Source organism: Acidovorax radicis, assembly GCF_020510705.1.
Lineage (GTDB): Bacteria > Pseudomonadota > Gammaproteobacteria > Burkholderiales > Burkholderiaceae_C > Acidovorax > Acidovorax radicis_A.
On record NZ_CP075184.1, the window covers coordinates 3,395,713 to 3,416,735 of the forward strand.

19 protein-coding genes and 1 tRNA gene are annotated in these 21,023 nt (G+C 64.5%); 11 read left to right on the plus strand and 9 right to left on the minus strand.

Annotation, left to right across the window (positions count from 1 at the left end; translation table 11 throughout):
- Positions 1-80: 80 nt before the first annotated feature.
- On the minus strand, positions 81-1,040 hold the full coding sequence (locus KI609_RS15505) for a Bug family tripartite tricarboxylate transporter substrate binding protein (RefSeq protein WP_226444482.1): 960 nt from the start codon (positions 1,038-1,040) through the stop codon (positions 81-83).
- Between the two features lie 181 nt (positions 1,041-1,221).
- On the opposite strand from KI609_RS15505, the gene KI609_RS15510 reads away from it, so the two are divergent.
- The 3 genes from KI609_RS15510 to KI609_RS15520 are packed head-to-tail and all read left to right on the plus strand — an operon-like array spanning position 1,222 to position 3,808.
- A complete protein-coding gene (locus tag KI609_RS15510) occupies positions 1,222-1,902 on the plus strand; it encodes a response regulator transcription factor (RefSeq protein ID WP_226444483.1) in 681 nt (226 codons plus the stop codon).
- Positions 1,899-3,377: a sensor histidine kinase gene (locus KI609_RS15515; RefSeq protein WP_226444484.1), complete on the plus strand. Its 1,479-nt coding sequence runs from the start codon at positions 1,899-1,901 to the stop codon at positions 3,375-3,377. Before KI609_RS15510 ends, KI609_RS15515 begins: the two co-directional genes overlap by 4 nt.
- The gene (locus KI609_RS15520) at positions 3,374-3,808 is read left to right on the plus strand and encodes an RNA-binding S4 domain-containing protein (protein WP_226444485.1); all 435 of its coding nucleotides are present in this window, start codon (positions 3,374-3,376) and stop codon (positions 3,806-3,808) included. Before KI609_RS15515 ends, KI609_RS15520 begins: the two co-directional genes overlap by 4 nt.
- Before the next feature lie 171 nt (positions 3,809-3,979).
- Here the strand turns inward: KI609_RS15520 and KI609_RS15525 are convergent.
- From KI609_RS15525 to cysS, 6 genes are all read right to left on the minus strand, one after another.
- Positions 3,980-4,072 (minus strand) — tRNA-Ser (locus KI609_RS15525).
- 42 nt (positions 4,073-4,114) lie between these two features.
- Positions 4,115-5,383, minus strand: a complete 1,269-nt coding sequence (locus KI609_RS15530; RefSeq protein WP_226444486.1) for an aspartate kinase — start codon at positions 5,381-5,383, stop codon at positions 4,115-4,117.
- A gap of 80 nt (positions 5,384-5,463) precedes the next feature.
- Positions 5,464-6,429: a tRNA lysidine(34) synthetase TilS gene (tilS, locus tag KI609_RS15535; protein WP_226444487.1), complete on the minus strand. Its 966-nt coding sequence runs from the start codon at positions 6,427-6,429 to the stop codon at positions 5,464-5,466.
- 404 nt (positions 6,430-6,833) lie between these two features.
- Positions 6,834-7,811 (minus strand): acetyl-CoA carboxylase carboxyltransferase subunit alpha, encoded by a 978-nt coding sequence (locus tag KI609_RS15540; protein WP_226444488.1) that lies wholly within the window; start codon positions 7,809-7,811, stop codon positions 6,834-6,836.
- A 79-nt stretch (positions 7,812-7,890) separates the two neighbouring features.
- A complete protein-coding gene (locus KI609_RS15545; protein WP_226444489.1) occupies positions 7,891-8,592 on the minus strand; it encodes a DNA-3-methyladenine glycosylase family protein in 702 nt (233 codons plus the stop codon).
- Between the two features lie 51 nt (positions 8,593-8,643).
- Positions 8,644-10,023 carry a cysteine--tRNA ligase gene (gene cysS, locus KI609_RS15550; protein WP_226444490.1) on the minus strand — a complete coding sequence of 460 codons (1,380 nt, stop codon included), beginning with the start codon at positions 10,021-10,023 and terminating at the stop codon, positions 8,644-8,646.
- Between the two features lie 210 nt (positions 10,024-10,233).
- On the opposite strand from cysS, the gene KI609_RS15555 reads away from it, so the two are divergent.
- The 8 genes from KI609_RS15555 to KI609_RS15590 all read left to right on the plus strand — a co-directional run bounded on the left by KI609_RS15555 (position 10,234) and on the right by KI609_RS15590 (position 17,719).
- Positions 10,234-11,340: a nuclear transport factor 2 family protein gene (locus tag KI609_RS15555; protein ID WP_226444491.1), complete on the plus strand. Its 1,107-nt coding sequence runs from the start codon at positions 10,234-10,236 to the stop codon at positions 11,338-11,340.
- Between the two features lie 74 nt (positions 11,341-11,414).
- Positions 11,415-12,716: a L,D-transpeptidase family protein gene (locus KI609_RS15560; RefSeq protein ID WP_413463432.1), complete on the plus strand. Its 1,302-nt coding sequence runs from the start codon at positions 11,415-11,417 to the stop codon at positions 12,714-12,716.
- The gene (locus KI609_RS15565) at positions 12,713-13,294 is read left to right on the plus strand and encodes a peptidylprolyl isomerase (RefSeq protein WP_226444492.1); all 582 of its coding nucleotides are present in this window, start codon (positions 12,713-12,715) and stop codon (positions 13,292-13,294) included. The genes KI609_RS15560 and KI609_RS15565 overlap by 4 nt, the downstream gene beginning before the upstream one ends.
- Positions 13,295-13,338: 44 nt before the next feature.
- Positions 13,339-13,845 (plus strand): peptidylprolyl isomerase, encoded by a 507-nt coding sequence (locus KI609_RS15570; protein WP_226444493.1) that lies wholly within the window; start codon positions 13,339-13,341, stop codon positions 13,843-13,845.
- Positions 13,846-14,011: 166 nt separating this feature from the next.
- Positions 14,012-14,827, plus strand: coding sequence for a UDP-2,3-diacylglucosamine diphosphatase (locus KI609_RS15575; RefSeq protein ID WP_226444494.1), 816 nt, complete (start codon positions 14,012-14,014; stop codon positions 14,825-14,827).
- Positions 14,828-14,863: 36 nt separating this feature from the next.
- On the plus strand, positions 14,864-15,694 hold the full coding sequence (locus tag KI609_RS15580) for a zinc-dependent peptidase (protein WP_226444495.1): 831 nt from the start codon (positions 14,864-14,866) through the stop codon (positions 15,692-15,694).
- Positions 15,695-15,795: 101 nt separating this feature from the next.
- Positions 15,796-16,479: a transcriptional regulator gene (locus KI609_RS15585; protein WP_226444496.1), complete on the plus strand. Its 684-nt coding sequence runs from the start codon at positions 15,796-15,798 to the stop codon at positions 16,477-16,479.
- Positions 16,480-16,744: 265 nt separating this feature from the next.
- A complete protein-coding gene (locus KI609_RS15590) occupies positions 16,745-17,719 on the plus strand; it encodes a threo-3-hydroxy-L-aspartate ammonia-lyase (RefSeq protein ID WP_226444497.1) in 975 nt (324 codons plus the stop codon).
- Between the two features lie 163 nt (positions 17,720-17,882).
- On the opposite strand, the gene KI609_RS15595 is transcribed toward KI609_RS15590, so the two are convergent.
- Positions 17,883-18,116 (minus strand): hypothetical protein, encoded by a 234-nt coding sequence (locus KI609_RS15595; RefSeq protein ID WP_226444498.1) that lies wholly within the window; start codon positions 18,114-18,116, stop codon positions 17,883-17,885.
- Between the two features lie 146 nt (positions 18,117-18,262).
- The gene (gene mdeB, locus KI609_RS15600) at positions 18,263-20,929 is read right to left on the minus strand and encodes an alpha-ketoglutarate dehydrogenase (protein WP_226444499.1); all 2,667 of its coding nucleotides are present in this window, start codon (positions 20,927-20,929) and stop codon (positions 18,263-18,265) included.
- Positions 20,930-21,023: the final 94 nt, after the last annotated feature.

A 21,023-nucleotide genomic window follows, 5' to 3' on the forward strand; every position in this document is an offset into this window, starting at 1 on the left:
CCGGGGCGCAACAACCAGCGTGCCACCAGGACACGCACAAAAAATGCCCCCCGAAGGGGCCCTGTACCAGCAAGGAGCTGTTACACCATGCCCGCCTTGACCATGGTGGCGCGCAGGCTGGCAAAATCGTTGTCGACGAAGTTGGCGAACTCGTCACCCGCCATCCAGGCCGCAGTCCAGTCGTTCTTTTGCAGTGCCTCGGCCCAGGCTTTGCTCTTGGTGGCCTTGGCCACCATGTCGGTCAGCGCCTTGCGCTGATCGGCCGAGATACCGGGGGCGGCATACACGCCGCGCCAGTTGCCAATCTCCACGTTGACGCCCTGCTCCTTGAGCGTGGGCACGGTCGAGCCCTTGAGACGTTGGCCCGAGGTGACGGCGATGGGCGTCATCTTCTTGGTGGCGATGTATTCGGCCATCTCGCTGTAGCCCCCGCCGCCAATCGTCACGTTGCCGCCCAGGATGGCAGCGATGGCTTCGCCGCCCCCACGGAACGCCACGTAGTTGATCTTGGCCGGGTCCACACCCACTTCGCGCGCGATCATCGCCGCCGCAATGTGCTCGGTGGAGCCGCGCGAGCCACCGCCCCATTTGACGCTGCCAGGGTCCTTCTTGAGCTGTGCGATGACCTCGGCCATGCTCTTGAACGGCGAGTTGGCGGGCAGCACGAACACGTTGTATTCGCTCGTCAGGCGCGCGATCGGCGTGACCTGCGACAGATTCACCGGCGGCTTGCCGGTGATGATGCCGCCCAGCATCACGGCGCCCATCACCATCAGGGCGTTTGGATCGCCCTTGCTGGAGTTGACAAACTGTGCCAGGCCGATGGCACCAGCCGCGCCGCCCTTGTTGTCATAAGTGACCGAAGACGCAGCACCCGAGTCGAGCAGGGCCTTGCCCAGAGCGCGGCCGGTGGTGTCCCAGCCGCCGCCGGGGTTGGCGGGAATCATCATCTTGACGGCGCTGGCGGCCTGGGCCGACAGGGGCAAGGTGCCCGCGGCCGCGAGAGCGGCCAGGGACTTGAGGAAAGTATCGCGACGCATTGTTTGTCTCCTTGGAGGGTTGGCGAACCGCTTGATGATGCGCGCGCTGCCTGTCAAACGGCTGTCCTCGAACTCAGGGAAAACACCCATACGACCGACACCACACGAAGTTGCAGGGGATCTTTTCAAAGGGGCAGAAAAAACCCTGAACAGCGTCTGAGACGGTGATATGGTGCCGCGCATGCAACTGCTTCTTGTTGAAGACGACCCCACCATGCAGGCCACCCTGCACCGCGCGCTGACCCGCCGCGGCATGGAAGTCACGGCCGCAGGGGATGGCCGTTCAGCGCTCAGCCAATGGGCCGCCCGGCAACCCGACGCGGTCATCCTGGACCTCACCCTGCCCGGGCTCGATGGCCTGCAGGTGCTGCAGCAGGCCCGCTCGCGGGGTCTGCGCACGCCGGTACTGATCCTCACCGCGCGCGGCACCGTGGGGGACCGCGTGATGGGCTTGAACGCCGGTGCAGATGACTACCTGCCCAAGCCCTTTGACCTGGATGAACTCGAAGCGCGCCTGCGTGCCCTGGTGCGGCGCAGCGCCGACCCTGGCACGCCTGTGGCGCCCAGCACCCTGCAGATAGGCGCCATCCGCTATGACAAGGACAGCGGTGCGCTGTACCTCAACGGTGAGGTGATGGAACTCACCCCGCGCGAACTGGCCCTGATGCACGCGCTGCTCGCGCAGCCGGGCCATGCCGTCACCAAGGAGCGGCTGTATGAGCTGGTGTTCCCGGGCCAGCTGGACGTGCAATACGAAGCCATCGAAGTGGTGGTCTACCGGCTGCGCAAGAAATTAACGGGAACGGGCCTCACGCTGATGACTTTGCGTGGGTTGGGCTATCTGCTGCGTGCCGATACATGAGCACCGCCATTGCGCGCATCACCCGCGCCAGCCGCAACCATTCGCTGCGGCGGCGCCTGCTTGTGGGCATCTTGCTGCCCGTCACACTGTTCATCGCATTCAACACCCTCAGCCTCTACAAACAGACGCTGGCGTCGCTCCATACGGCGTATGACCGCACCCTGCTGGCGTCTGCCAAAAGCATCAGCGAACAGCTGGATGTCACGGGTTTCGACGACCAGGCCCGGTTGCGTGCCACCGTGCCCTATTCGGCGTTGGAGGCCTTCGAGGCAGACAACCAGAGCCAGATGTTCTACCGGGTTTCCACACTCAAGGGCGACCTGGTGTCGGGCTTTGAAGACCTTCCTGTGTGGCACGGCAACATCCCCATGCGCCCACCCTATGCGGCACTGGTGGATTTTTACGACGACCAATTTCGCGACCGTGCCGTGCGAGTGGCCGTGCTTCTGCAACCCGTGGCCAGCGCACAAGGCCGCGCCATGGCGGTGATCCAGGTGGCAGAGACGCTGGAAATGCGCGAATCCTTGGCCCTGCATATTTTGTGGAACACCCTGCTGCGCCAGGCGCTGCTGATTGTGGTGATCGCGTTCACCGTGGTGGTGGTGGTGCAACTGGCCACCCGCCCCGTATGGCAAATCAGCAAGCAATTGCAGTCGCGCCGCGAGGGAGACCTGAGCCCCATCACCGCGCCCCTGGCGCCGCGTGAACTGCAACCCCTGCTGGACGCCACCAATGAGGTGATGCAACGCCTGCGCCATCTGCTGCGCAACCAAAAGCGCTTTGTGCGTGACGCATCACACCAGCTGCGCACGCCGCTGGCGGTGCTCAAGACACAAGTGCAGTCGGCGCTGCGGGGCGACGTGGAGCCGCTGCAGGCACTTCAAGAGATCAGCGACACCGTGGACCGCGCCACCCAGCTCGCCAACCAGATGCTGGCACTGGCCAAGGTCGAGCAATTGCGCCAGCAAAACACGCCACCTGCCACGCGGATGGACGAGGTGCTGCGCGCCGTGGCACTGGAGATATCGCCCCTGATCGCGCAGCGCAACCTGGACTTCGGCATTCACACCGACGCGGCCCTGGTGCAAGCGCACGAATGGATGCTGCGCGAGCTCAGCCGCAACCTGCTGCACAACGCCGTGCGCCACGCGCCACCCGGCAGCGAGCTGACGGTGGACCTGCGCAGCGACGGCCGCCACATGGCGCTCACCATCAGCGACCAGGGCCACGGGATCGACTCAGAGCTGGCAACGCGCCTGTTTCAGCCGTTTTCGGCGGGCGACGTGCGCAGCGGCAGCGGCCTGGGCCTGGCCATCTGCCACGAGATTGTTCTGGCACTGGGCGGCAGCATCGCACTGACCAACCGCATGGAAGGCAACCACGTCATCGGCCTGGATGCCGTGGTGCGCCTGCCGCTTGCAGCACCCACACCAGACGACGGACTGCGCCCACAAGCGGCACAATCGTCTTCATGAACACGATGCTGGAGACAATGCGCCTCGATAAATGGCTGTGGTGCGCGCGTTTTTACAAAACGCGCAGCCTGGCCACCGAAGAAATCAGCAAGGGCCGCGTCACGCTCAACGGCCAGGCCGCCAAACCGGCGCGGGACTTGCGCTGCGGCGACATCGTGGCCATGCGCCAGGGCCCAGTGACGCGCACCGTCACGGTCAGAGGACTCAGCGGAGCCCGGGGCCCCGCACCCGTGGCCCAACAGCTCTACGAGGAAACAGCCGAAAGCATCGCCCTGCGCGAACAGGCAGCCGAACAACGCCGCCTGGCCCCCGAGCCTGCCGCCACCTTGGTGGAGGGCCGCCCGACCAAACGTGATCGCCGCGAGATCGACAAGGTGCGAACCCAAGCGGCAGACTGGGGAAAACGCTGGAGCGCATCACTCGACGAGTGATCTGGCGCGGCAAAAAACGGAACAAACCAACGGACCCGCGCACCCCGCGCACCGGCTCCATGGCATAAAAACCGTGCTGGAGCGGAAGGAAGCGCTCTGCGCCTGAGGAATGTGGCATTTCAATGCACCAAAGAAAAAAGCCTAAGTAGATGAACTACTTAGGCTTTATCTTGGCGGAAACGGAGGGATTCGAACCCTCGATGAGGCTCTACACCCCATACTCCCTTAGCAGGGGAGCACCTTCGGCCACTCGGTCACGTTTCCAATCCAGCTATTATGCCTCATTTCAGAGGCGTTTCTGGCCGATCAGGCGACTGGCTGGTCGAGGTCGAATGCCTTGTGCAGAGAGCGCACGGCCAGTTCGACATACTTTTCGTCAATCACGACCGAGGTCTTGATTTCGGAGGTGGAGATCATCTGGATGTTGATCCCCTCTTCGCTCAGCACCCGGAACATCTTGCTGGCAACGCCCACATGGCTGCGCATGCCGATGCCGACGATGCTGACCTTGCAGATCTTGGTGTCGCCCACCACTTCTTGCGCGCCCAAGGCGGGCAGCACTTTTTCATTGAGCAATTCGATGGTGCGGGCATAGTCGCCGCGATTGACGGTGAAGCTAAAGTCGGTTTTTCCTTCCTTGCTCACGTTCTGGATGATCACATCGACTTCGATATTGGCGTCGGCCACAGCGCCCAGGATCTGGTAGGCGATGCCGGGGGTGTCTGGCACGCCCAGCACCGAGATCTTGGCCTCGTCGCGGTTGAAAGCGATGCCGGATACGACGGCTTGTTCCATTTTTTCGTCTTCCTCAAAAGTGATCAGCGTGCCGGACTTGGCTTCTTCGTTGATGTCTATGTCCCAGGGCGTGAAGCTGGACAGCACGCGCATGGGCACCTTGTATTTACCGGCGAACTCGACCGAGCGGATCTGCAGCACCTTGCTGCCCAGGCTGGCCATTTCGAGCATTTCCTCGAAGCTCACCGTCAGCAGGCGGCGCGCCTCGGGCACCACGCGGGGGTCGGTGGTGTAGACACCGTCCACGTCGGTGTAGATCAGGCATTCGTGGGCCTTCATGGCCGCTGCCACAGCCACCGCCGAGGTGTCGGAGCCGCCACGGCCCAGCGTGGTGATGTTGCCTTCGTCATCGATGCCCTGAAAGCCCGTGACGATAACAACCTTGCCGCTGTCCAGGTCCGCACGCACCCGCTGGTCGTCGATCGACTCGATGCGTGCCTTGGTGTAGCTGCTGTCGGTGCGGATGGGCACTTGCCAGCCCGCATAGCTGACCGAACCCATGCCTTCGGCCTGCAGCGCAATCGCCAGCAATGCGGAAGAAGCCTGCTCACCCGTAGAGGCCAGCATGTCCAGTTCGCGGTTGTAAGCGGGTGTGGCGCGCGAGGGGGCGAGTTCCTTGGCCAGCGCGAGGAGCCGGTTGGTTTCGCCACTCATGGCGCTGGGCACCACCACCATCTGGTGGCCTGCGCGGGCCCACTTGGCCACGCGCTTGGCGACGTTGCGAATGCGCTCCGGAGAGCCCATCGAGGTGCCGCCGTATTTGTGAACGATCAATGCCATTGGAATTATTGGGGTGACGAATCCGAAGCCACGGCGCAGGTTGAAAACACTGTTTTGGCGCGCCGCCGTTGTTCGTACGATTAGGGGACCAAAACCTGGGGATTGTACCAATCGAGTATTGGCCCGGTCCGCACAACAAAACCGCGCCCTACTTTGATATGAATGCGGTGGCCCCGCGTGGTGCAGGCCGCCACCTGGTCCAGCAGCTCGCCCAGTTGCGCCGCCGCCGGGGTGGTCTGGTGGGTACTGCGCAGCCAGTGGCGCAACACATTGGCCTGGCGGGCACGGCTCAACCCTTGTAGCCGGGTGATGTGAAGTGGTGCGCCGACCAGCGCCAGGTCCTGCCGCGCCAGGTCTTCGAGCAGCTCGGCGGCTTGCGCCGCATTCGACGCCGACCGCGCAAACGTGTCACGAAAGGAAGGAAAAGCCGCGTCCAAGGCAGGCAAAAGCTGCGCCCGGATGCGGTTGCGGGTATAGCGCTCGTCGCTGTTGGTGGGATCTTCCACCCAAGACTGTCCCTGCGCACCGAGCCAGCGGCGAACGTCACCGGCGGCCACCTGCAGCAATGGGCGGTGCCACGCCACACCTGCGCGCTCCCAGCGGGCAGGCATGGCGGCGAGCCCGGCAACGCCCGCGCCGCGCGACAGCGCCAGCAGCAGGGTCTCGGCCTGATCATCTGCATGCTGCGCAATAGCTATTGATTTGATAGCAGCTTGCGCTTTACAGTCAAGCGCCACAGCCTCAAAAGCCTTGTATCTTGCCTGCCGTGCTGCATCTTCGGGGCTCTGGCCAGGGGCGTGGCGGGCATCCAGCCGCTGCACCACAAGCGGCACCTTCAGACCCTCGCACAGGCGCACGCAGTGCTGTTCAAAACCATCGGCTGCTGCTTGCAAACCGTGGTGCACATGGATGGCCTGCACCTGCCCGGGCCAACGTCGCGCACACGCCAGCAACAGCGCCGTAGAGTCTGCGCCACCGCTCAGACCCACCGCCAAAGGCAATGCGGGCGCGAAGGCCTGCATGGCTGCGTCGAACGATTGGGTCATGCCAACCGCTGGCTGGCGCCACGAAGCGGCGGTAACGAATCACAGGCACAAAAACAAAAGACGGAGCGGGAGTACATGGGCGCCGATTATCCAGGGCACGCTCCCTTCGCCACGCGCGCCCATCACATCATGGTATGGATCAGGATCACCGTCACGGTCGTGGTTACCGGTGGCGATCACCGATGGAACCCCATCGATGGCGGGATTCAAGGCGCGCTTCACATCGGGGTGGGTTGGGTGGGCACCGCGTTGGCGGCCACGGCCGGAATGGCACCATGGCCCGCTGCCCCATCAAACAACAACGGCCCCAAAAGGGCCGCTGAAGATGAAGCACGCGAAAGAGCCCGGGGTGCTGCGGGCCTTAGGCACTTAGATCGTGAACACGTTCTTAGGGACGTTGGCGCTCAGCGGCTATCCGCCTTGGTGTCGCTGAACCTCCCATAGCTCTGCAACCGGTCGTAGCGACGGTCCAGCAGGTCTTTCGTTTTGAGGTCGGCCACCTGGCGGAACGCATCGCCCAGAGCGCGCTTCAAGAAGGCGGCCATCTGCTTGTGGTCACGGTGTGCGCCGCCCACGGGCTCGCTCACGATCTTGTCCACCAGGCCCAGGGCTTTGAGGCGGTGCGCGGTGATGCCCAGGGCGTCGGCCGCTTCCTGGGCCTTCTCGCTGGTCTTCCAGAGGATGGACGCGCAGCCCTCGGGGCTGATCACGGAGTAGATGGCGTACTGCAGCATGACGACCTGGTCGCCCACACTGATGGCCAGCGCGCCGCCCGAGCCGCCTTCGCCGATGATGGTGGTGATGATGGGCACTTCGAGCTGCGCCATCTCGAAGATATTGCGGCCGATGGCCTCGGACTGGCCGCGTTCCTCGGCATCGATGCCGGGGTAAGCGCCGGGCGTGTCCACAAAGGTGAACACGGGCAGCTTGAACTTCTCGGCCGTCTTCATCAGGCGCAGCGCCTTGCGGTAGCCCTCGGGCTTGCTCATGCCAAAGTTGCGCATGGCGCGCTCCTTGGTGTCGCGGCCCTTCTGGTGGCCCAGCACCATGCAGGCGTGGCCGTTAAAACGGGCCAGGCCACCCACGATGGACAGATCATCCGAGTAGTGGCGATCGCCGTGCAGCTCGACAAAATCCGTGAAGATGTCGCGCACGTAGTCGAGCGTGTAGGGACGCTCGGGGTGGCGAGCAATCTTGGTGATCTGCCAGGGGCTAAGCTCGCTGTAGATGTCCTTGGTGAGCTGCTGGCTCTTTTTGCTGAGCTGGTCGATTTCTTCAGAAATATCGACAGCACTCTCGGTCTGCACGTAGCGCAGTTCTTCGATTTTGGATTCGAGTTCGGCAATCGGCTGTTCGAAATCCAGAAAGGTCTTTTTGGCCAACGTTTTTCTCCTTGGGTCGCGCCCTGCAGGGGCCGCCACGAATGGCACGCGCTGTCACCAGCGTGCCTGTGAAAATGTGTCAATAAGCAACGGGCAGGGGCTCGAGCGAGCGCCAAATATACCAAGTCGCCACGCTGCACCAGGGTTTCCAGGCCTCGGCCACCTCCCGGGCATCGCTGCGGCTGACCGGATCGCCTGAAAAATAATTCTGGCTGATGCCGTTGATCAGCCCCACGTCGTCCAGTGGCAGAACATTGGGCCGCATCAAATAGAAGATCAAAAACATCTCGGCCGTCCAGCGGCCGATGCCGCGAATCGCGATCAGCTCGGCAATGATGGCCTCGTCGTCCATCGCCGCCCAGTCCTTCACGTGCAGCTTGCCGTCATCGAAGTGCACGGCAAGGTCTACCAGGTAATCCACCTTGCGCGCGGACAGGCCCGCCGCGCGCATGTCGTCGATCTTGAGCTTGAGCACGTTGGCGGGCTTCATGCTGCGGGGCAGCGCCGCAAAACGCTCCCACACGGTTTGTGCGGCCTTCACCGAGATCTGCTGGCCAACAATGGAGCGCGCCAGCGTGGTGAATGCGTCACCCCGCGTGTGCAGCGCCGCATCGCCAAACTGCGGGATCAGGCGCTTCATCACCCGGTCCTTCTTCACCAGGTGTTTGCAGGCCTCGGCCCAGTACTCAGGCGTGGCGAGCGCAGGGGCAGGGGCAGATGCAGGCACAGGTGCAGGGGCCACAGCCTGGCCTTCAGTCGCTATCTTTTTAGAAGCTGCCAACGCATACTCCATAAGCGCCAGAGGCCGTTTTCATTAGAAACTCAGAAATCATCACTGCGCGGCTTCCCAGGTGGTTCCCGACGCGGAGTCCTTGAGCACGATGCCCTGGGCCAGCAGCGCATTGCGAATGCGGTCGGCTTCGGCGAAGTTCTTGGCCGCCTTCGCGGCGGCACGCGCGGCGATCTGGGCCTGAATGTCGGCATCGCTGGCGTTCGCACCCGATTGCAGGAAGGCCTTGGGATCGCCTTGAAGCAGCCCCAGGCACCCTCCCAACGCCTTGAGCAGCCCGGCCAGTGCGGTCGAACCGGTCTTGTTGACCTCACCCGCCAGGTCGAACAGCACCGCCACGGCTTCGGGCGTTCCGAAGTCGTCGTCCATCGCGGCCTTGAAACGCGCGGCATACGGGTCGGCCCAGTCGATGGCCGCCACATCCGCCTGGCCCACCAGGCTCAGCGCCGTATAAAGGCGCTTGAGGGCCTGGCGTGCGTCGTCAAGGTGCGCGTCGCTGTAGTTGAGCGCGCTGCGGTAGTGCGCGCGCACGATAAAAAAGCGCACCGTTTCCGCGTCGTAGGACTTCAGCACATCACGGATGGTGAAGAAGTTGCCCAGGCTCTTGGACATCTTCTCGTTGTCCACCCGCACAAAGCCGTTGTGCATCCAGAATTTGGCCAGCGGCTTGCCGGTGGCGCCTTCGCTCTGGGCGATTTCGTTTTCGTGGTGGGGAAACTGCAGGTCGGCTCCGCCGCCGTGGATGTCAAACGTTTCGCCCAGGGTGGCGCAGCTCATGGCCGAGCATTCAATGTGCCAGCCAGGGCGGCCCGAGCCAAAACTGCTGTCCCATTTCGCCTCGGGCGGCTCGTCGGCCTTGGCCGACTTCCACAGCACAAAGTCGAGCGGGTCCTGCTTGCCGTCATCCACCGCCACACGCTCGCCAGCACGCAATTCATCGAGCGACTTGCCCGAAAGCTTGCCGTAGCCGTCGAACTTGCGCACCGAATAGTTCACGTCGCCGTTGCTCGCGCGGTAAGCGAGGCCTTTGCCTTCCAGCTGGCCAATGAGCGAGAGCATCTGGGGCACGTATTCGGTAGCGCGGGGCTCGACCGACGGCGGCTCGATGCCCAGCAGGCCGATGTCCTGGTGCATGGCGGCAATCATCTCGTCGGTGAGCGCCCGAATGGTGATGCCGCGCTCCAGCGCGCGCTTGATGATCTTGTCGTCAATGTCGGTGATGTTGCGCACGTAGGTCACGCGCAGGCCGCTGGCCTTGAGCCATCGCTGCACCACATCAAACGCCATCATCATGCGGGCGTGGCCAATGTGGCACAGGTCATAGATGGTCATGCCGCACACATACATGCGCACATGGCCAGGTTCGAGCGGGGAAAACTCTTCCAATGCACGCGACAGCGTGTTGTAGATGCGCAAACTCATGGGGTTTCAGTTACGGGAGATCGGATGGGAATGGGGCGAACCAGCGCCCTGTAGCGACGGGGGCGAGCCCCTGGAGGGGGTGCGCCCGCCTAGGGCGCACAGCGAAATCACCTGCGGCAACAGCGTACCGTCATGACAACCCCCTCAGCTACAATCCGCCGCAGTATAAGCCCGGCCCGGGCCCGACGCCGCCCCCACCCCTGGATCCCCATGAAGCAAGTCCGACGCACACTTCCACGCCTTCTGCGCCTGCTGGCCCTGACCGCCCTGATGGGAACCGGCGTGGCCCAGGCGGACGACTATGCCGAGATCACCCAGTTGCTCAAGGCCGGCAAGTCAGCAGAAGCCCTGGTCAAGGCAGACCAGCGGCTGGCCGCCAACCCACGCGATCCGCAGCTGCGCTTCCTGCGCGGCGTGGCCCAGACGGATTCGGGCAAACAGGCCGACGCCATCGCCACCTTCACCAAGCTCACGGAAGAGTACCCCGAGCTCCCCGAACCCTACAACAACCTCGCCGTGTTGTACGCCAACCAGAACCAGCTGGACAAGGCCCGCACCGCGCTGGAGATGGCGATCCGCACCAACCCCAGCTACGCCACGGCGCAAGAAAACCTGGGTGACATCTACGCCAAGCTCGCCAGCCAGGCCTACAACAAGGCCCTGCAGCTGGACGCCAACAACGCCACGTCCCTCAAGCCCAAGCTGGCTCTCATTCGTGAGCTGTTCTCGACCGATACCACGGGCAAGGCGGGGCGCCACGCAGCCACGTCCGCCACGCCGCCCGCCGCTGCGCCGGCAGCCCCAGCGGTGGTGATGACCCAAAGGCCCGCACCCGCACCCGCACCTGCTGCGCCCGCGCCTGCCCCGGCCCCGGCCCCTGCCATTGCGGCAACCCCAGCGCCAGCCCCTGCCGCCGCGCCAGCCCCGGCTGCGGCAGCACCAACACCGGCCTCAGCCACCGCCGTGGTCAGCGATGCATCCATTCAGGCCGTCACGGCTGCGGTGCAGGCATGGGCAGATGCGTGGACCGCCAAGGACATGAAGGCGTATCTGGGCGCCTACGACAAGTCGTTTGACCCGCCAGGCCGCCAGACCCGCGCGGCCTGGGAAAAAGAGCGCGAAGCGCGCATCGTGGGCAAATCGAAGATCAGCGTGAAGCTGTCGGACGTCACGGTGTCGGTCAATGGCAACAAGGCCACAGCCCGTTTTCGCCAGGCCTACAGCGCCGATGCGCTCAATGTGGCCAGCCGCAAGACGCTGGAGCTGATCAACAACAATGGCCGCTGGGCCATCGTCCGCGAATCCACCGGCGGTTGATCGTGCGTCCAGCCCCGGCGCCCGCGCCTCAGGCGTGGGCTTTTTTTTGCCTTGACCGGCCCGTGCTATCACGCATGTTGATGCATGGGCCCGCTGCGCGCCGCCGAATTGCAGGCAGCGTCCTGGCATTGGCAGCCCTGCTGCAGGCGACGCCCGTCTTGCCCCAGGGCGCGCGAGGGCATCGCGCCAGCAAGGTGGTTGCAGCTGCAGCTACAGCAGTGCCTGCCCCGCCTGCGCTGCGCGACGGCCAAGCCGAAACCCGCCTGATGGCGGTCTATCAGCTGGTGGCCGCAGGCCGTAGCCGCGAGGCCCTGGTGCAGGCCGAAAGCCTGGCACGCGACTACCCCAACTTTCAACTGGCACAGCTGGCCGTGGGCGATCTGCTGATGTCGCGCACCCGCCCTGTGCCCACCCCGCGAACGCTGGGCACGATGCCACCCGTGCCCGATGGGGTCCCGGGCCTTCAGGCGGCCACGACACTGGAAGAGTTGCGCACCGAGTGGCGCCAGCGCCTGGAGGCCCAACGCAGCCGCCCGCCAGCGCACAGCGTGCCGGCGCACTTTCTGGAGCTGTCAACGCGTTCGCGCCACGCCATTGCGGTGGATGCATCGCGCTCACGGCTGTATCTGTTCGAAAACACCGCCCAGGGCCTGCGGCTGGTGGCCGACTATTACGCGTCGGTGGGCAAGCTTGGCATAGAGAAGGTGGTGGAAGGCGACCAGCGCACGCCACTGGGCGTGTATTTCATTACGAGCCGCCTCGATCCCGCCACGCTCAAGGACTTTTACGGCGCTGGCGCCCTGCCCATCAACTACCCCAACCCACTGGACCAGAGCCGGGGCAAAACCGGCAGCGGCATCTGGCTGCACGGCACACCGCCCGAGCAGTTCTCGCGCGCACCGCTGGCGTCCGATGGGTGCCTGGTGCTGGCCAATCCCGACCTCGAACGCATTCTGCGCACGGTGGAGCCGCGCTCCACCCCCGTGGTCATTGCACGCCAGTTGCAATGGGTGCAGCCGCACAGTATTCAGGCCGAGCGCAAGTCGTTTGATGCCGTGCTCAACGCCTGGCGCAACGCCAAGACCGAGGGCGACATGAAGCGTTTGCTGGGCTTTTATGCCCCCGACTTTCAAAGCTATCGCCAAAAGCCGCTGAACGAGTGGTCCCAAGTGCTGCAGGCCGAGACCCGCGCGCTCAAGGGCCGGGAACTCCAGCTCAAGGACAGGTCTTACCTGCGGTGGACGGACTCGGCCGACACCATGGTGGTAACGTTCGGCGAAGTCGCCGAAGGCGCCCGTACCGGCCCCGTCAAGCGCCAGTACTGGACGCGGCGGGGCCAACAATGGCAGATATTTTTCGAAGGAGTGATTGGATGATTTCCAGAAGAAATTCAACCCTGGCGCTTGCCAGTATTGCGCTAGCAGCTATGTTTTCCGTAGCACCCGTCCAGGCACAGGATGCCCCCAAGGTCAAGCTGGCCACCTCGATGGGAGACATCGTGGTGCAGCTGGATGCAGCCAAGGCGCCCAAAACGGTCGAGAACTTCCTCGCCTATGTCAAAGACAAACACTACGACGGCACGATTTTTCACCGCGTGATCGACGGCTTCATGATCCAGGGCGGTGGCTTCACCGCCGACATGGTGCAAAAGCCCACCAAGGCCCCTATCGCACTCGAAGCCAGCAACGGCCTCAAGAACGACACCTACACCATCGCCATGGCGCGCACGGGCAACCCCAACTCAGCGACCTCGCAGTTCTTCATCAACGTGAAGGACAACGCCATGCTCAACGCCCCCAGCCCTGACGGCCACGGCTATGCCGTGTTCGGCAAGGTGGTCCAGGGCACGGACGTGGTCGACAAGATCAAGGCCGTGGCCACGGGCAACAAAGGCCCGTACCAGAACGTGCCCACCGCGCCGGTCACCATCAACTCCGCCACCCTGGTGAAGTGACCCCTCCACCTCTGTCTGACAACTCCTTTCCGAAAGAACCTGCCATGAGCAACCCCCAAGTCGAACTGCACATCACCGGCTACGGTGTCATCACCCTCGAACTCGACGCCGACAAAGCCCCCAAGTCGACGGAGAACTTCCTGGCCTACGTGAACAAGGGCCACTACAACAACACCATCTTCCACCGCGTGATCCCTGGGTTCATGGTGCAAGGCGGTGGTTTTGAGCCCGGCATGAAGCAAAAGAACTCGGATGCGCCGATCGAGAACGAAGCCCAAAATGGCCTCAAGAACGCCAACTACACCGTGGCCATGGCCCGCACCAGCGACCCCCACTCGGCCACTGCACAGTTCTTTATCAACGTGGCCGACAACGGCTTCCTGAACCACACTGCCCCCTCGGCCCAGGGCTGGGGCTACGCCGTGTTTGGCAAGGTCGTCGGCGGCACCGATGTGGTGGACAAGATCAAGGCCGTGAAAACAGGCCGCTCGGGCTTCCATGACGACGTGCCCAAGGAAGACGTTGTGATCGAGAAGGCCGTGGCCCTTTGAAATATGGGACATCCCCCTGTGGCGCTGCGCGCCTTCCCCCTTCTCTCGCACCGCTGCGCAGTGCGGGAAGGGGGACGACGCCCTCGCTGCGGGGCGACTCTTGCTCGGCGTCCCTGGCTTAGGCCGTGCCCGTGTTACGGGCCAGGGATTCCGCATAGCGCAATGGATGACTGACAAAATCACATCCGCCGTGACCACGACCGTGCCCCGGTTCGAGGAGCTCATCGCTCCCTCGCACTGGCGCACGGTCGATTTCATTTCGGACCTGCACCTGCAAGCCGGCGAGCCCACCACCGTGGCCGCGTGGCAGCACTACCTGCAGGCCACCGATGCCGACGCCCTTTTCATCCTGGGCGATCTGTTCGAGGTCTGGGTGGGCGACGATGCCATCCAGGAACCCTGCAGCTTCGAAGCCCAAGGCTGTGCAGCCCTGAAAGCAGCGGCGCAGCGTCTGCCGGTGTACTTCATGCATGGCAACCGCGACTTTCTGGCGGGGCCTGCGTTTCTGGCCCACTGCGGCATCACGGGCCTTTCAGACCCGACCGTGCTCGTCTTCAATAGCCAGCGCTTTGTGCTCAGCCATGGCGACCTGCTGTGCCTGGACGACGTGGACTACCAGCGCTTTCGCGTGCAAGCGCGCAGCACCGAGTGGCAACAGCACTTTCTCGCCCAGCCCCTGGCCACGCGCCGCGCGCAGGCACGCGGCATCCGCCAGGAGAGCGAGGCGCGCAAACAGTCGGGCGTCACCTATGCCGACGTGGACGGCCCAGCCGCCATCGCCTGGCTGCAGGCGGCCCAGGCGCATACGCTCATCCACGGCCACACCCACCGCCCCGGCGACCACGCGCTGGCCCCTGGCTTACAGCGTGTAGTGCTCAGCGACTGGGACGCCGCAGCATTACCACCCCGCGCGGAAACACTGCGTTTGTCCCACGCGGGCTTGGAACGGCTGCCCCTGGCCCCCAAGTACGAGCGATCCTGAACTGCGCGGGGCTTCGCCGCCTGCTGCTTGATCGCCATGCCCCCTCTCCTCAACCGGCTCTGGAGCCGTGTCCGCGCCACGGTAGCCCCAGTGCCCGACATCTCTGCCACGCTGTGGCTCCAGACCCTGGGGCGCTACCCGTTTCTGGCAGCCCTGTCGCTGCACGACCAATCCAAGCTGCGCGCCTTGAGCGCGCTGTTCCTGCATCACAAGCAATTCCATGGCGCACACGGCCTGGTGGTGACCGACGCCATGGCCATTGACATTGCGGCCCAGGCCTGCCTGCCGCTGTTGCACTGGGGCGACCCGGCCAAGGCGCTCGATTGGTATGACGATTTCGTCACCATCGTGCTGCACCCCGGAGAGGCCGTCGCACGCCGCCAGACGGTGGACGAGGCCGGCGTGGTGCACGAGCACACCCAGGTCCTGCTGGGCGAAGCCATGGAGCGCGGCCCCATCATGCTCAGCTGGCAGCACATCGCCAACGCGGCAGAGAACACGGCGCGCGGCCACAACGTGGTGGTGCACGAGTTTGTGCACAAGCTGGACATGCGCAATGGCCAGCCCAACGGCTGCCCGCCCCTGCCCGCAGGCTTCATGGGCACCCGCAGCGGCCGCGCAGCCTATGGTGCCTGGTGGGCTGCGTGGGAGCCCGCGTACGAACAGTTCCGAGAGCGGGTCATCCTGGCCGAGCGCTTTGGCGCCGAGCGCCCCTGGCTGGATGCCTATGGGGCCACCTCGCAGTCCGAATTTTTTGCGGTGGCTTGCGAAGCCTATTTCGTGAACCCGACAAGGTTCGCGCAAGAGTTCCCTGCGTTGATGCCCGTGCTGGATGCGTTTTTCAAGCGCCCGATCATCACACGCTGACAAGCCCCTCCGCTGGCTCCGCTGGCCAACGCCAGGCAGAGCAGGGTTTAGACATTCTGTCTGATTTTGACAATTTATCTAAATCTGGATAAATTGTCGGAATGCCAAAAGAAGCCGCCCACCGCTCCTCGCCGCCCACCCGTGCGCGCAGGCGAGCACCTGCGCGCAGCGCTGAACAGATCGCCTTGCTCAGCCAGATCGAACAGGTCGCGCAAGGCCTGGCCGCCACCTTTGCTCCGTTCTGCGAGGTGGTCGTGCACGACCTGCTGGACCCCAAACATGCCATCCTGGCCATCCACAACAACCTGTCGGGCCGCCGCATAGGCGACCCGACCACCGAGCTGGGCCTGGCACGCATTGCCGACCCCGACTACCCCCAGGTCATTGCCAACTACGCCAACCAGTTCTCTGACGGGCGCCAGGCCAAGAGCACGTCGGTGGGCATCAAGGACTCATCGGGCGAGTACATCGCAGCGCTGTGCCTGAACGTGGACCTCACCCTGTTTCGCAGCCTGCAAAGTGTGGTGGGACAGTTCACCGCCATCGACGGGGACACGGGGCTCACCGAGTCGCTGGACCCGGCCGGCGCCGAGGCCATTCGCCAGCGCATCGACCAGTTCGCGGCGCGCCTGTCCACCGCACCGCGCGCGCTCAAGGCCGCAGAGCGGCGTGCGCTATTGCGTGAGCTGAAAGACTCAGGCTGCATGGAAGTGCGCCGCGCCATGGACGTGGTGGCCCGGCATTTGGGCGTGTCACGCGCCACGGTGTACGGTGATGCCAAGTAATCCCCCGGCACACCCCGGCGCGCAAGCCCAGCTTGCGCCGCTGGCCACCCATCAGATCAGTGCCCTGCGGCAGCCGCCAGACGTGCTGCACGCAGTGCCGAGCAAAAGGCTTTCACACAGCCGCCGGGCAGCCCGGCACCCACCTCAATGCCGTGGGCGCCGACACGCAGGGCCCGCGCGAGCGGCCCCACGGCCTCCTGCCTATCGCCTTGACCGCATCGCACGCTTTTTTTATCCGTTTTTTCCATCCCACCGGAGTCCCCCCATGTCCTCAACGCCTCTTGCCCTGCCTACCTACGACGACGTGGTGGCCGCTGCCGGCCGCATTGCCGGCCACGCGCACCGCACACCGGTGCTCACGTCACGCACCATCAACGAAGAGTTTGGTGCGCAGGTGTTCTTCAAGTGCGAGAACCTGCAGCGCATGGGCGCCTTCAAGTTCCGCGGTGCATTCAACGCGTTGGCCCGATTCGACGCAGCGCAGCGCAAAGCGGGCGTGATCGCGTTCTCGTCGGGCAACCATGCGCAGGGCATTGCGCTGGCCGCGCGCGAGCTGGGCATTCCTGCCACCCTCGTGATGCCGCAGGACGCGCCCGCCGCCAAGGTGGCGGCCACGCAGGGCTATGGCGCCACCGTGGTGTTCTACGACCGCTACACGCAAGACCGCGAGCAGATCACGCGCGACCTGGCCGAGCGCAACGGCCTCACCTTGATCCCACCCTACGACCATGCCGATGTACTGGCGGGCCAGGGCACTGCCGCCAAGGAGTTGTTTGAAGAGGTCGGCCCGCTCGATGCGTTCTTTGTGTGCCTGGGCGGCGGTGGCCTGCTGTCGGGCTCGGCCCTGGCCACGCGCGCGCTGTCGCCCCACACCAAGCTCTATGGCGTGGAGCCTGCAGCGGGCAACGATGGCCAGCAGTCGTTTCGCAGCGGCGCCATCGTGCACATCGACACGCCGCAGACGATTGCCGACGGTGCGCAGACGCAGCACCTGGGCAACATCACCTTCCCCATCATCGAGCGTGATGTAGACGACATCCTGACCGTGACAGACGAACAGCTGGTGGACAGCATGCGCTTTTTTGCCGAGCGCATGAAGCTCATCGTGGAGCCCACGGGCTGCCTGGGTTTTGCAGCCGCGCGGGCCATGCGTGATGACCTCAAGGGCCAGCGCGTGGGCGTGCTCATCAGCGGCGGCAATGTGGACCTGGCGCGGTTTTGCGCGTTGCTGGCGCGGTGATTGGTGGTTTCTCAGGCCGAGAAATTTTATGAGTTCATCTGGCCCTAGCGCTTTATGGTATTGCGCTGAACGCTACCAAAAAAGAAGCGGGCCAGAGCAAAACAGAACCCAACAGAACCAAGCCTGATGCCTGATGCCTGATGGGTTCAGGTCCAACAAGGGCTCACGTCGCCAGCGCATGCTCCACCGCCTGTTTGGCATCTTCCATACTGCTGAAAAATTGGGTGGGTTGCGGCTTGGCCTTGGGCAAATGGGATGGCGGCGGCCACAGGCGATCGTCCGTCCAGACGGCGGTCCACCCGCCAATGTCTTTGCGTTTGATGGAGCACAGTGCTTGTCCGTCCACGGTGGCCATCCAGGTGGTCGGCGGGTTGTGGTCCCAGGTGACGTGTGTCATGGCGCCCTCTCACGGTTACTGGGCCGGTGTAGGAAGCCTGTGCCGAATGGGGCAATGGTAGTCACCCACCCCACCCTGACCCACCCAGGTGGTGGAATGGATGAATGGCGGGACAGCAGCACGCGCCCGCACAGAGCCCGCGTTCATCAGCCAGCAGCCAGCGCGCGCCGCGCCGCGTGGGCCACGCTGGAAGCGTCCACGCCAAAAAATTGGCGCAATGCCGCACGCGTGTCACTGCGCCCAAATCCATCCGTGCCCAGGGTCACATACTTGCGGCCCTCGGGGATGAGCGCGCGCACCGTCTCGGGCACGGCGCGCACGTAGTCGGTGGCGGCAATCACCGGCCCGCGCGTCGCGGCCAGCTGCTGCGTCAGCCATGCGGGTGCAGGCGTGGATTCACCCGCCAGCCAACGCTGTTCGCACGCCACACCATCGCGGGCCAGTTGGCTCCAGCTGGTCACGCTGAGCACGGTCACATCCACGCCTCCGGCGGCCAGCAGCTCCGCCGCCTTGACCACCTCGGTCAGGATGGCGCCGGAGCCCATCAGGGTGACAGATTGGGATGAAATAGGGCTATCGCGCCCGTCCATAAATCGCGAGTAGCTCTTAAAAACATAGCAACCACGCAGCACGCCTTCTGCCGCATCGGCAGGCAGGTCGGGCTGGGCGTAGTTCTCGTTCATCAGCGTGACGTAGTAGAAGACGTCGCGCTGCTCGGTCACCATCTCGCGCATACCGGCGTCGATGATCACGGCCATCTCGCCCGCATAGGCCGGGTCGTAGGCTTTGCAGTTGGGGATGGTGGCTGCCACCAGGTGGCTGCTGCCGTCCTGGTGCTGCAGGCCCTCGCCGCCCAGTGTGGTGCGGCCCGACGTAGCGCCCAGCAAAAAGCCGCGCGCACGCTGGTCCGCGGCCGCCCAGATGGCGTCGCCCACGCGCTGGAAGCCGAACATGGAGTAGTAGATGTAGAACGGCAGCATGGCCAGGCCGTGCACGCTGTAGCTCGTTGCAGCAGCCGTCCAGCTTGCAATGGCGCCGGCCTCGCTGATGCCTTCTTCCAGGATCTGGCCGTCCAGCGCCTCGCGGTAGCTCAGCACCGAGCCGATGTCCTCGGGCGCATAACGCTGGCCCACGCTGCTGTAGATGCCGACCTGCTTGAACAGATTGGCCATGCCGAAGGTGCGCGCCTCGTCGGCCACGATGGGCACGATGCGCGGGCCCAGCGTGGCGTCTTTGAGCAACGTGCCCAGCATGCGCACGAAGGCCATGGTGGTGCTCATCTCCTTGCCATCGGCCTGCAGCGCGAACTGCGCGTAGCTATCGATGGATGGGACGGGCAGCGCGCCGCACGCCGTCTCGCGGCGCGGCAGGTAGCCGCCCAGGTTCTGGCGGTGGCTGCGCAGGTAGCGCATCTCGGGGCTGTCTTCGGCAGGTTTGAAGAATGCCAGGCCCGTGGCCTGCTCGTCAGTGAGCGGCAGGTTGAAGCGGTTGCGGAATTCGATGAGGTCCGTGTCGTCCAGCTTCTTCTGGCTGTGCGTGGTCATCTTGCCCTGCCCGGCCTGGCCCATGCCGTAGCCCTTTTTGGTGTGGGCCAGGATGACGGTGGGCTGGCCCTTGTGGGCGGCAGCGGCGGCGTAGGCGGCGTGGATCTTCACCAGGTCGTGCCCGCCGCGCTTCAAGCGGTCGATCTGCTCGTCCGTCATTCCTTGCGCCAGCGCGGCCAGCTCAGGGCTTTGGCCAAAGAAGTTGTCGCGGTTAAAGCGCCCGTCCTTCGCCGCAAAAGTCTGCATCTGCCCATCCACCGTGCCTTGCAGCGTGCGCACCAGAGCGCCCGTCAGGTCGCGGGCAAACAGGCCGTCCCAGTCGCTGCCCCACACCAGCTTGACCACGTTCCAGCCCGCACCGGCGAACAGGCGCTCGAGCTCGTCGATGATGCGGCCATTGCCGCGCACCGGGCCGTCCAGGCGCTGCAGGTTGCAGTTGACCACCCAGACCAAGTTGTCCAGCCCCTCGCGCGCGGCCAGGGTCAGCGCGCTCATGGATTCGGGCTCGTCCATCTCTCCATCGCCAAACACGCCCCACACTTTTCGGCCCGTGCAGTTGAGCAGGTTGCGGTGTGTGAGGTAACGCATGAAGCGCGCGTGGTAGATGCTGCTGATGGGGCCGATGCCCATCGACCCGGTGGGGAACTGCCAGAAGTCCGGCATCAGCCACGGGTGCGGGTAGCTGCACAGGCCCTGCGCCCTGGCGGCGGGCGCGGTGATTTCCTGGCGGTAGTGCATCAGGTCTTGTTCAGACAAGCGCCCTTCGAGAAATGCCCGCGCGTACACGCCGGGCGCGCTGTGCGGCTGAAAGAACACCAAGTCGCCCCGGTGCTGGCCCTCGCCCAGGCCTTCACGGGCGCGGAAGAAGTGGTTGAAGCCGCTCTCAAACAAATCGGCCGCACTGGCGTAGCTGGCAATGTGCCCGCCCAGCTCGCCATACGCCTGGTTGGCACGCACCACCATGGCCAGCGCGTTCCAGCGCACGATGGAGGCCACGCGCTCTTCCACCGCCAGGTCACCGGGGAACACGGGCTGGTCTTGCACCGCCACGGTGTTCACATACGGCGTGTTCAGGTCGGGGTGCCAGCCAATGCGCTGCGCGCGCGCCACCCGCACCAGCTCTTGCAGCATGTGCCGCGCACGCTCGGGGCCTTCGGTGGCGACCAGCGCCAGGAAGGCATCGCGCCATTCGGCGGTTTCTTCAGGGTCGGCGTCGGGCGTGGCGCCGGGGGCTGGTTGCAGCAGGGCGTGGGGTGTGAGGGCGTTCATGGAAGCCACTGTAGCGAGGCGGGCTCCAAATGAGTTGCCGTTTTGCCTTTCACGCCACGCCACCATGGCACTTTATGCCGCCAAAGCCATAAAC

What these genes read in the sequence shown, in the direction of transcription:
- KI609_RS15595 (WP_226444498.1), bottom strand. Translation starts at nt 18,116, where the DNA reads ATGACACACGTCACCTGGGACCACAACCCGCCGACCACCTGGATGGCC.
- KI609_RS15515 (WP_226444484.1), top strand. Translation starts at nt 1,899, where the DNA reads ATGAGCACCGCCATTGCGCGCATCACCCGCGCCAGCCGCAACCATTCG.
- KI609_RS15560 (WP_413463432.1), top strand. Translation starts at nt 11,415, where the DNA reads ATGTTGATGCATGGGCCCGCTGCGCGCCGCCGAATTGCAGGCAGCGTC.
- mdeB (WP_226444499.1), bottom strand. Translation starts at nt 20,929, where the DNA reads ATGAACGCCCTCACACCCCACGCCCTGCTGCAACCAGCCCCCGGCGCC.
- KI609_RS15530 (WP_226444486.1), bottom strand. Translation starts at nt 5,383, where the DNA reads ATGGCATTGATCGTTCACAAATACGGCGGCACCTCGATGGGCTCTCCG.
- KI609_RS15585 (WP_226444496.1), top strand. Translation starts at nt 15,796, where the DNA reads ATGCCAAAAGAAGCCGCCCACCGCTCCTCGCCGCCCACCCGTGCGCGC.
- KI609_RS15565 (WP_226444492.1), top strand. Translation starts at nt 12,713, where the DNA reads ATGATTTCCAGAAGAAATTCAACCCTGGCGCTTGCCAGTATTGCGCTA.
- KI609_RS15510 (WP_226444483.1), top strand. Translation starts at nt 1,222, where the DNA reads ATGCAACTGCTTCTTGTTGAAGACGACCCCACCATGCAGGCCACCCTG.
- tilS (WP_226444487.1), bottom strand. Translation starts at nt 6,429, where the DNA reads ATGACCCAATCGTTCGACGCAGCCATGCAGGCCTTCGCGCCCGCATTG.
- KI609_RS15575 (WP_226444494.1), top strand. Translation starts at nt 14,012, where the DNA reads ATGACTGACAAAATCACATCCGCCGTGACCACGACCGTGCCCCGGTTC.
- KI609_RS15580 (WP_226444495.1), top strand. Translation starts at nt 14,864, where the DNA reads ATGCCCCCTCTCCTCAACCGGCTCTGGAGCCGTGTCCGCGCCACGGTA.
- KI609_RS15590 (WP_226444497.1), top strand. Translation starts at nt 16,745, where the DNA reads ATGTCCTCAACGCCTCTTGCCCTGCCTACCTACGACGACGTGGTGGCC.
- cysS (WP_226444490.1), bottom strand. Translation starts at nt 10,023, where the DNA reads ATGAGTTTGCGCATCTACAACACGCTGTCGCGTGCATTGGAAGAGTTT.
- KI609_RS15570 (WP_226444493.1), top strand. Translation starts at nt 13,339, where the DNA reads ATGAGCAACCCCCAAGTCGAACTGCACATCACCGGCTACGGTGTCATC.
- KI609_RS15555 (WP_226444491.1), top strand. Translation starts at nt 10,234, where the DNA reads ATGAAGCAAGTCCGACGCACACTTCCACGCCTTCTGCGCCTGCTGGCC.
- KI609_RS15505 (WP_226444482.1), bottom strand. Translation starts at nt 1,040, where the DNA reads ATGCGTCGCGATACTTTCCTCAAGTCCCTGGCCGCTCTCGCGGCCGCG.
- KI609_RS15520 (WP_226444485.1), top strand. Translation starts at nt 3,374, where the DNA reads ATGAACACGATGCTGGAGACAATGCGCCTCGATAAATGGCTGTGGTGC.